Source organism: Ruminococcus sp. (assembly GCF_017650195.1).
Classification (GTDB): Bacteria; Bacillota; Clostridia; order Oscillospirales; family Ruminococcaceae; genus Ruminococcus.
This window is the reverse complement of the sequence record NZ_JAGCFH010000101.1, coordinates 1-9,345: the sequence shown is the minus strand read 5'-3', so window position 1 is coordinate 9,345 and position 9,345 is coordinate 1. Positions and strand designations below refer to the sequence as shown.

At 45.0% G+C, this 9,345-nt stretch carries 7 protein-coding genes and 1 pseudogene; 4 read left to right on the top strand and 4 right to left on the bottom strand.

Going from position 1 to position 9,345, the window contains the following annotated elements:
* The first annotated feature begins 52 nt into the window (after positions 1-52).
* Positions 53-871 carry a class C sortase gene (locus J6U00_RS04295; RefSeq protein ID WP_296579366.1) on the top strand — a complete coding sequence of 273 codons (819 nt, stop codon included), beginning with the start codon at positions 53-55 and terminating at the stop codon, positions 869-871.
* Between the two features lie 64 nt (positions 872-935).
* Here J6U00_RS04295 and J6U00_RS04290 read toward each other — a convergent pair whose 3' ends face one another.
* Positions 936-1,361: a hypothetical protein gene (locus J6U00_RS04290; protein ID WP_296579364.1), complete on the bottom strand. Its 426-nt coding sequence runs from the start codon at positions 1,359-1,361 to the stop codon at positions 936-938.
* Between the two features lie 134 nt (positions 1,362-1,495).
* On the opposite strand from J6U00_RS04290, the gene J6U00_RS04285 reads away from it, so the two are divergent.
* Positions 1,496-2,002 (top strand): GNAT family N-acetyltransferase, encoded by a 507-nt coding sequence (locus tag J6U00_RS04285; protein ID WP_296579361.1) that lies wholly within the window; start codon positions 1,496-1,498, stop codon positions 2,000-2,002.
* A gap of 295 nt (positions 2,003-2,297) precedes the next feature.
* On the opposite strand, the gene J6U00_RS04280 is transcribed toward J6U00_RS04285, so the two are convergent.
* Together J6U00_RS04280 and J6U00_RS04275 are read right to left on the bottom strand one after the other, a co-directional pair.
* Entirely contained in the window at positions 2,298-5,114 is a 2,817-nt protein-coding gene (locus tag J6U00_RS04280; protein ID WP_296579358.1) for an ABC transporter permease, read from the bottom strand.
* Between the two features lie 12 nt (positions 5,115-5,126).
* Complete coding sequence (locus J6U00_RS04275) at positions 5,127-5,801, bottom strand: ABC transporter ATP-binding protein (protein WP_296579355.1); 675 nt, start codon at positions 5,799-5,801, stop codon at positions 5,127-5,129.
* A 176-nt stretch (positions 5,802-5,977) separates the two neighbouring features.
* Between J6U00_RS04275 and J6U00_RS04270 the strand changes: the two genes are divergently transcribed.
* Together J6U00_RS04270 and J6U00_RS04265 are read left to right on the top strand one after the other, a co-directional pair.
* On the top strand, positions 5,978-6,577 hold the full coding sequence (locus J6U00_RS04270) for a response regulator transcription factor (RefSeq protein WP_296579352.1): 600 nt from the start codon (positions 5,978-5,980) through the stop codon (positions 6,575-6,577).
* Entirely contained in the window at positions 6,562-7,788 is a 1,227-nt protein-coding gene (locus J6U00_RS04265; RefSeq protein ID WP_296579350.1) for a HAMP domain-containing sensor histidine kinase, read from the top strand. The genes J6U00_RS04270 and J6U00_RS04265 overlap by 16 nt, the downstream gene beginning before the upstream one ends.
* A gap of 59 nt (positions 7,789-7,847) precedes the next feature.
* Here J6U00_RS04265 and J6U00_RS04260 read toward each other — a convergent pair.
* Positions 7,848-9,345 (bottom strand): annotated as a pseudogene (locus J6U00_RS04260) (hypothetical protein); the annotation flags it as partial.

Genomic DNA, 9,345 nt, shown 5'->3' with positions numbered 1-9,345 from the left:
CAGCGGTGGAGCGTTCCTCCGCTGCACTGCAATTTAACGCAAGGAGCTTTTGATGAAGCGTATCATTATCAGGTCGCTGCCTTTTGCGGCACTGTTCATAGGCATATTCCTGCTTCTGTACCCGACTGTCAGCGAGCACATCAACGCTGTGCACCAGTCCCGTGCTATACAGGCGTATAACGAACTGACCGATACTATGAGCAGTGAAGAGCATGACAGGATGACGGAAGCGGCAAAGGAATACAACAGAAAACTTCTCACCGAGGAGAACCCGATACTTGAGCCGGAAAAGATACCTGGATACTATAATACGCTTGATATTACGGGCACAGGAATCATGGGGTATCTTACAATAGAGAAGATAAAGGTAGAGCTGCCCATATATCACAGCGTAAACGACAACGTATTACAGGTAGCAGCCGGACACCTTCCAGGAACGAGCCTTCCAGTAGGCGGTACTGGTACTCACTCGGTAATGTCGGGACACCGCGGACTTCCCAGCGCAAGGCTGTTCACAGACCTTGACAAGCTGGAGCCGGGAGATATTTTCTATATTACTGTCATGTCGGACGTGCTGACCTATCAGGTGGATCAGATAAAGACTGTGAAGCCCTACGATATAGAAGACCTGAGCATAGACCCAAATAAGGATTATTGCACGCTTTTTACGTGTACTCCTTACGGCATCAATTCTCACAGGCTTCTTGTCAGGGGAGAAAGGATAGAGACGAAGGAGGAGTACAAGATATACGTTGCGAACGACGTATTCATAGTATCTCCGTTCATCGTGGCTCCAATCATCGCAGCCCCGATACTGCTCGTGCTGCTGATACTTCTCATGGTAAAGAGCGGCAGGAAGCAGAAAAAATGAATAAATAAAAAAATCCATAAGTGAGGTCAGTCAATACACTCGCTTATGGATTTTTTTCAGTGAACTATTCAAATTTCCCCATGGTCACGAGCTGAGCCGTGAATCTTTTGCAGCCGGGACAGAATGTTATGGAGCCCCGGCTTTTCCGCAGAAAAGCCGAATGGCAGTATGGACATTCGTGCCTGAACTCTACAGACAGGGTGAAGTCGCTGTTATTTAGAGACAGTTCCTTTGCCATCTGTACCGAGAACCTTCTGCAATCCATGCACTGATACAGGTCGGTATCGCAGTTGATATAGACCTTTTCTCGTTCGTACTTCATAATCTGCTGTATGGTCTCGCCGAATTTTCCGTACAGAGCGGCGCTTCTGAGCTCCTCCTCAGCCTCCTCTACTTTCTTTGCGTAGTTCCGAGACATTATGCTGCCACCTATAAAGAATTCCTCTTCATATCCGCACTCATCGCATTTGTACCTGTAAGATGTTCCCATGTTCACCGCTCCCTTCGTACATCTCTTAACACCATATTATCATAAATATATTAAAAAATCAAGTATAAGGTGTTGACTTGCCTTGTTTAATGTGATATAATGAGGTCTGTTATTTTGAGACAGCAGGTGATATCATGATGATAAGACATCTTACAGAAAATGATGATTACGCGGCAGTGAGTGATATCTATGAGCAAAGCTGGCGTTACGCATACAAGGGTATAATACCGCAGGACTACCTTGACAGCATTCCTCTAGGCAGGTGGATCAATGGTATAAATGTTAACGGCAGGACAGATATAGGAGCATTTGAGGATGACAGGATAGTCGGCACGGCGAGTTTCTGCACATCACGTTGGAAAAAATTCTCGGAGAGCGGAGAGATAGTATCGATATACCTGTTGCCTGAGTACATCGGTAGGGGCATCGGAGCTTGTCTGTTGAAAAAATGCATAGAGGAGCTGGAATGGGAGGGCTTCCGCAGCGTAATATTATGGGTGCTGGAGGAAAATGTCCACGCAAGGCTTTTTTACGAAAAACACGGCTTTACAGCCACCAGCGAGATCATGGAGGACAACATCGGCGGCAGGGAACTGAATGAGATAATGTATATCCGCAGGCTGAAAAAAACGGAGTTATAAGATTTGCGTTATATTTGTGTAAATGTGAACAAATTGTTAATAAATTAAGCACTTCACGCTGAAAATCCGCATTTCATGAATATTCTATTGCTATTTTATTTTCGGCGTGTTAATATTTATGTAGTTGCTTTTGATGAGCAGCTTAAGAAGGCGGCAATATAGTTTAGATTTAAGTTTTTCTTAAACCGACCGTTTAATAACAAACATAAACCAACCTATCCCCCCATAAACTATATTGCTTACCTTTGCTTGCAATCGAAAAAGTGCAGCTCTTATACGAGCTGCACTTTTTTGATTATTCGTTCGAAGCCTGGGCAATGGATTCTACTCTTCCGAGACTGTGTATTGCAGGTATGGAAGCAATCATAGCTATGATCACATTTAATGTCAGGGATATTATAACGACAGGTATTACGAACGTGGTCAGTTCATGGAGATTAAATCTGCCAAATGTCAGTCTTGCGGCTATTACTCCTAATAGAGTGCCGGATATGGCGGCGGTTGCAGAGAACATGAGAGTTTCCAGAAGTATGCTCCTGCGTAACTGCTTCCGGGTCATGCCGACGCTCCTTAGCATCATGAGCTCGCGGCTCCTGTTGAGCACGCTTGTGTTTACGGAATTGATCATGGAGAGGATTCCAACGAGCCATATAGATACAAGGAATATGAGTACTATCTTCGCAAAGGCGAAAATCATGTCTATCAAACCTGTATTCACTGAGTACAGATTTTCTATCATTTCACAGTTGTTTTTTTCAGTGAATTCGTTGAACAGCCTCAGTGCCTCCTTATAGTGTTTCGAACCGTTTACGGTCAATCCAATGTTATAATCCATATTATAATCGGCAGAATTTTCCAGAGGAATGATGAGACCGCTTAATGAATGTCTGCATGATACCTTTCCTATGACCTTGATTCTGTTGCCTCCTGTGACAGTGAGCTTGCAGCTGTTTTTCAGATCATAGTAAGAGGTTTCGTATTGTTCGATAGGTCTATCATCATCGTCATATTTCCATTCAATGTATTCTCCGTAGGTGCTGTTGTTGTAGAGTGCGCCCTTCTGATCAATGAATTCCTGATAGCTCATTCCTGTAATGGTGTCTATCTCGTATTTTTTGTATAGATTCTCATTGATGACAAAGAGGAAAACACTTTTTGCTGTATCCTTCTTTGGGGGATTGCGCATGAGTTTTTCTGCAACTATCTTCTCAGAGCCGTCTCTGGTGTTTAATTCAATCGTATTTGTGCTTGTTATATTGCACTCGGAGAATATTTCCTTATTGCCGAAATACTTGTCTATCTCCGTGAATACATTTTTTGGATCGCTGCTGTAATAGTCTTCTATTTGGAAATCACATGGTTCTCCATAGTATGATATGACTCCTAATTCTTCCTTGAATTCGCCGAAAATGAAAATGAGGGATATCGCTGAGAAGGTGAACATCAATACACCGAGAGCCATATTTATCGTAGCAATAATAAAGCGACTCTTTGCGGATTTGATATTCTTTTTCGTATAGCGGCGTATGAATTTTTTCGAGCTGAGGTCGAGCTTTGACTTTTTGATGTGCTTCTTCTTTTTTTTGCTTCTCGGCTTGCCAAAGTTCAGTGCCTCTGCCGGAGACAGCTTCCTTGCAGCCCACATAGCTGAGGTGTAGGCTGATATGAATATAGCTATTATAGTAAGGAAGGCTCCGAGAGCGATGAATGCTGGCTTTGCTGAGAACTCAAACACGTCAATGCCCGAATTGTTCAAAGCATTTATGGAACTGCGGCATAACAGTATAGCCATTGCTATTCCGAGGGGAACAGCCGTAAGGCAGTAGAATATCGCCTCTATGAATACTATAGCCGCTATCTGTCCCTTTGAAGCTCCAATTATACGCAGGGCAGCGAAATGGCTGCTTCTTTCCTGTACAGCCATTTCAAAGGTGCAGTCGATAACGAAGCGTGATACGAACCATGCTAAAAGCAACACCAGCAGTACAGGCACAGCTATTCCGGCAAATTCTTTATACATAGCATATGGACTTTTCATCTCAAGAGCGAGAAGAAGATCATTTGTCCTGTAGCTGTATTCAGTGGCGTTATAGAAATCATTATCATAGTCATGACCAATGTCTGTGAAAAGCATTTTCAGCGCATCGTCATAATCACAATTGTCGTTTAGGCGCAGGTAAACATTAGAAGTTGTTTTTACTTCATAATCATTATTGTTATCCACTAGATCTGAAATAGTGAAATTGCAGCCGCTTCCATTCTGAATTATAAATGCTTTTCTAATAGAATGGGTTTCTTTGATAAAGCCGGCGATAGTGAATGTAATCTGTTTTGAGCTGAGGTACTGTATATCAGCAAGAGGTATGGCCTGAATGCTTACCCCTTTGTAATTCAGAAGCGAAAAGATAGTTGATTTGCATGCCTTTTTTTGCAGATCTTTTGGAAGTTCGTCATATTCCGGGTCGCTCACGGTGTATTGCGTACCGTATTTTTTCAGAAGATTCTCACGGATTTCCTTGATTATTTCTGAATCCTCATCGTAAACAGCTGTCATGGGGCGTATGGTTAGGGTGACGGTGTCGCCTACGGAGTAACCCATATCCCTGATGAAAGCTGGAACAAAAACGCCTTCCTTTGTTATGTCGGGAGTTAATACGCGATCATAATCGTAATCGTATGCAACAGGCGAATAGTAACCTCTCAGTTTTTGATTTCCTTCTTCCTTCAAAGCGGCTAATGATGTGACGCGGTGGGAATGTTTGCCGTCAGATACCTCGAACATTGCATTCCTGTGATAGACCTCAGGATATTCTGAAGTGAATATAACATTTTCACTGTCATAGGTGTAATAATCCGATGTAACGGCGTGGTGTATGGCTATATCTCGTGCCTTTTCGGGATCCTTGGCTCTCTTTATCCAGTTGCTTATTTCCAGCTCCCATGTACCGTCATCCTTCAGCGCAGTATTATACATCGTTGTATAGCCGCTGCTTCCAAAGACGCAGACCGTGGCGAGAATGAACGCCGAGAGCATTATGCACATAAAGGTAAGGAATGTGCGAAGCTTCTGCCTTCGTATGTATTTTAGCGAAAGAGATATGATATGTTTCATGTTCGCACCTCCTTATTCGGAAAGCACGCCGTCAGATATGCGGAGGATACGGTCAGCCTGTGAAGCTATGCTGCCGTCATGGGTGATGAGTATGAGAGTCTGGGCGTACTTTTTTATGGAGCTTTTGAGTATGGATATTATCTCGTGGCTGTTCTTGCTGTCAAGATTGCCTGTAGGCTCGTCCGCGAGAATTATTTGCGGTTTGTGTATAAGTGCACGTGCAAAGGCAACGCGCTGTTGCTGACCGCCTGAGAGTTCATGCGGGAAGTTAAGACGCTTTTTGTCAAGACCTGTAAGCTCAAGGAGCTCACCCAGAAACTCCATATCCGGATGGGTATTGTCAAGATTCAGGGGCAGGACTATGTTCTCCTCAACATTAAGTACGGGTATGAGGTTGTAGGACTGGAATATAAAGCCGATATTCTTGCGCCTGTAAGCGGAAAGTCCCTTGTCATCGAGATTCGTTATCTCCTTTCCGCAGGCAGTGATCTTGCCGCTTGTGGGGGTGTCGAGTGATCCGAGACAGTTCAGCAGGGTAGTTTTTCCGCTTCCGCTCTCGCCTGTAACTGCTACGAATTCGCCTTTTTGCACTTCAAGGTCAACGTTGTTGAGAGCATATATCATGTTTTCGCCCTCGCCGTACTGCTTGACGAGCTTTTCGGTGCTTATAATAATATTGTTGTCCATATAGAGACCTCCATTCCTTAGTTTAATAATAGTATAATCTGCTAACCTTACAGTAAGATTACAACTCAGAAATTTTTGAAATATAAATTTTATGGCTTCCGTAGGATAAATGCGTGAGCCGGTTGCTTTTTTGTTCGGTGTATGTTAAAATATAGAAAAAAGGCAGGGGTGAAGACATGAATACTATACTTCTCGTTGAAGATGACGACACACTGAACGCAAATATAAAGCTCTCCCTTGAAACAGAGGGATATAACGTCATTGCCGTTCGCACGGCTGCTGCTGCAGAAGCCGCAGCTCCTGGGGCAGACTTGATAATCCTCGACGTTACACTTCCAGACGGCAACGGCATAGAGCTTTGCAGAAGACTGAGGAAAAATATACAGACTCCCGTTATATTCCTTACCTCCTGCGACGACGAGGCGGATATAGTCCGCGGTCTCGACAGCGGCGGCGATGACTATATAACCAAGCCCTTTCGCCTGAGAGAACTTTTCTCGCGTATACGCGCAAATCTTCGGCGTATACCCGATATTCCCGAAATGGAGCTCACAGCAGTTGAGCAGAAGCTCCTCGGGTATCTTATGATGAACCGTGAGCATTATCTTACACGTGAACAAATACTGGAATACCTTTGGGATTCCAAAGGTATATTCGTAAATGACAATACTCTTTCCGTCAATATAAGTCGCCTCCGCGAAAAGCTCAGCAGGTCCTCTGGCTGCGGAAGGATTGTGACTAAGAGAGGAATGGGTTATAAATGGACGGATTCATAAATAACCGCGCTCCGCGGCGGCTGATACTCATATTCATTATAATGCTATTTATCTCCGCTGCCGTTGCAAGTATAGCAGCAGAGAAGTGTGCGAAGGTAATAGTAGCGGAGCAGATAGAATCGGAGCTTTCGGCCGTTGGCGGCGGAAGGTTTACGGGAGCTCCCGAGGCGGACGCAATCACTGGTGGAGAGGCATTGCTCAGGGAATACAGTATAAGACGGAATATGTCTCCTCAGCTCATGCACAGCTATGATCATGTAAGGAATATCACCTTTTACACGATATTCGGAGCTATGACTGCTGTGTCGGTGATATGGCTGATAATATCCATGTACGAGGTCATGTCGGTATTCAAAAAACTCGAAAAGCTCCGTGACGACTGTATCGAAGCCGCTTATGACACTAAGAAGGCTATAAATATGTATGGCGAGGAGCTTGGTACGGTACACAGGGTATGCGAAAGCGCCGAGATACTCGTTGAACGCATGAGAAATACAAGTCAGAAGCTCAGTGACGAACAAGGCTTCCTGAAAAGTTTCCTGACAGACCTTTCACACCAGATAAAAACGGCTCTTGCAGTTGTACATCTTAATACAGATATGCTCAGCGAGCTGGATGACCTTTCAGAGGAGAGAAGAAAAAAACTCTTAGACGAGATACAGCTTAATCTTGACGGCATGGAGTTACTTGTTATAGAAGCTATAAAGCTTGCAAAGTTGGACGCGAATGCGGTAGAGTACGATATGGAGTCCTACAGCATATCTGAGATATTCGGGCTTGCTGTGAAAAAGCTGTCTCCTCTGCTCAGGAAAAATGGCATATCAATAAGTTCATCAATACCTGACGATGTAAGGCTTATATGCGACAAGGGCTGGCTTTGCGAGGCTATAGGCAACATAATCAAAAACTCAGCTGACCATTCGGAGTGTACAGAGATGTGGGCAGAGCTCACCCAGAATCCGGTGCTTACCACCCTTGCCGTGTCCGACAACGGAAAAGGAATACCTCAGGAGGAGATACCGAAGCTTTTCAATCGCTTTTCTTCAAAGTCAAAGGACAGGACGATGTACAGTTCTGGACTTGGTATGTCAATTGCTCAGAAAATAGTCCGAGCAAACGGCGGAGAGATATTCGTCTATTCCGAGCCTGGAAAGGGGACGCGGTTCGAGTTCGTGTTCCTTGTTCCTGGAAAACAGAATGAGTTCCAATAAATAAAAAAGGCTGTACCGCAATGATTGCAGTACAGCCTTTATCCGTATGTACATTTTTATCAGTTTCTGTAGATTCCACCGTCTTCGATGTTGTGTAGAACGCTCTCACAGAGCTGCTTCCACTGAGCGACCTCAGCCTCATCGTAGGAAATGACCTTCTTAGCCCATGTGCTACAATGTGCGCAGGCATTGGGAGCTGTCTCGCCGTTTTCGAGGATATCGTTGGCGCAGAGTGAATTTGAGCAGTTGTTGTTATTGATGAAGTGCTCAAGGAAGCCGTCAAGCTTCTTGTTGTCAACGTATATCTTGGGAAGCTGCATGGTCTTTCCGTAAGCCATCATAGATTCAGGCTTAAGCTGCTCCATCCACCTCATAGCCGGAACTCCGGGAGGGGGACCTCCTGCACCAAACGGAGGCATACCTGCAGGAGGAGCAGTGATACCGTGTGCCTTTGCCCATTCCTCAGGCTCGCCAGGTCTCGGAGGTCTGCCTTCCATTACCCATGGAGGAGGACCGCCTGCTGGCATTCCTACGGGGGGACCACCTGCACCGAGCGGAGGCATACCTGCAGGAGGAGCAGTGATACCGTGTGCCTTTGCCCATTCCTCAGGCTCGCCAGGTCTCGGAGGTCTGCCTTCCATTACCCATGGAGGAGGACCACCTGCTGACATTCCTGTAGGAGGAGCGCCTGCCGGAGCTGTCTGAGTCGGTACGGGATCCTCGTCTTCCGGTGCAACTGAATTTATCTTCTTGTCCGGACGTATAGCGATAGTTTTTGAGCGCGGCCAGTTAACTATATCGAGCAGATTTCCGTCGTAGGACTCTTCCATATAGCCTCTTACAACGTTTGTAAGGAACTCTGTAGTTCTGGTTCTGTCTATGAGCTTTATAGAGAAATTCTTATTACCTGCCTCTTCTGCCAGCTCTCTATAATAGTGAACGTCCTCGGGACGTATGAATTCAGATGTAAGGATAGCTGCAGGATGTGTTATCTTCGTGTAAGCACAGTTCACGAGAGAGTAGTCCATAGAGAACTTGTCGGGATCGGAATGACCTACGAAGCAGCCGTGCGCAAGACGGAAGGGACATTCTCTGAGGCAAAGATTGTTAGCTATGACACGGAGATGGAAGTCTGTATCCTTATACTGTGTCAGGAGCTGTCTGAGAAGATCGAACCTTCTGTTGAAGCAGTGGTCGAGAGTAATCTCGTCAACGCCCCAGTTGCGCCAGTACTCTATATGCTGGATAGTTGTAGGATATGCGTAAAGGCCGAGAGTTACAAAGGCGTCCTTGAATTCTCTCTTTACGTACTTTATGAGTATAGGAGAATTGAGAGTGAAAGCTTTGATGCCCATATCATACATGGTGTGTATGAATTCACGTATCTTTTTGCCCATTACAGGATCTATCTCGTTCTGATCCATTGAAAGAGGGTTGATGAGATAGTTAAAGGTTATATCGCGCTTCTGACATTCCTTTACGTAATCAGCAAGCTGATCCATTGAAAAGTCAGGAATGATTGAAGCTGTACGGCCTCCTGGAAGACCATCATATTTT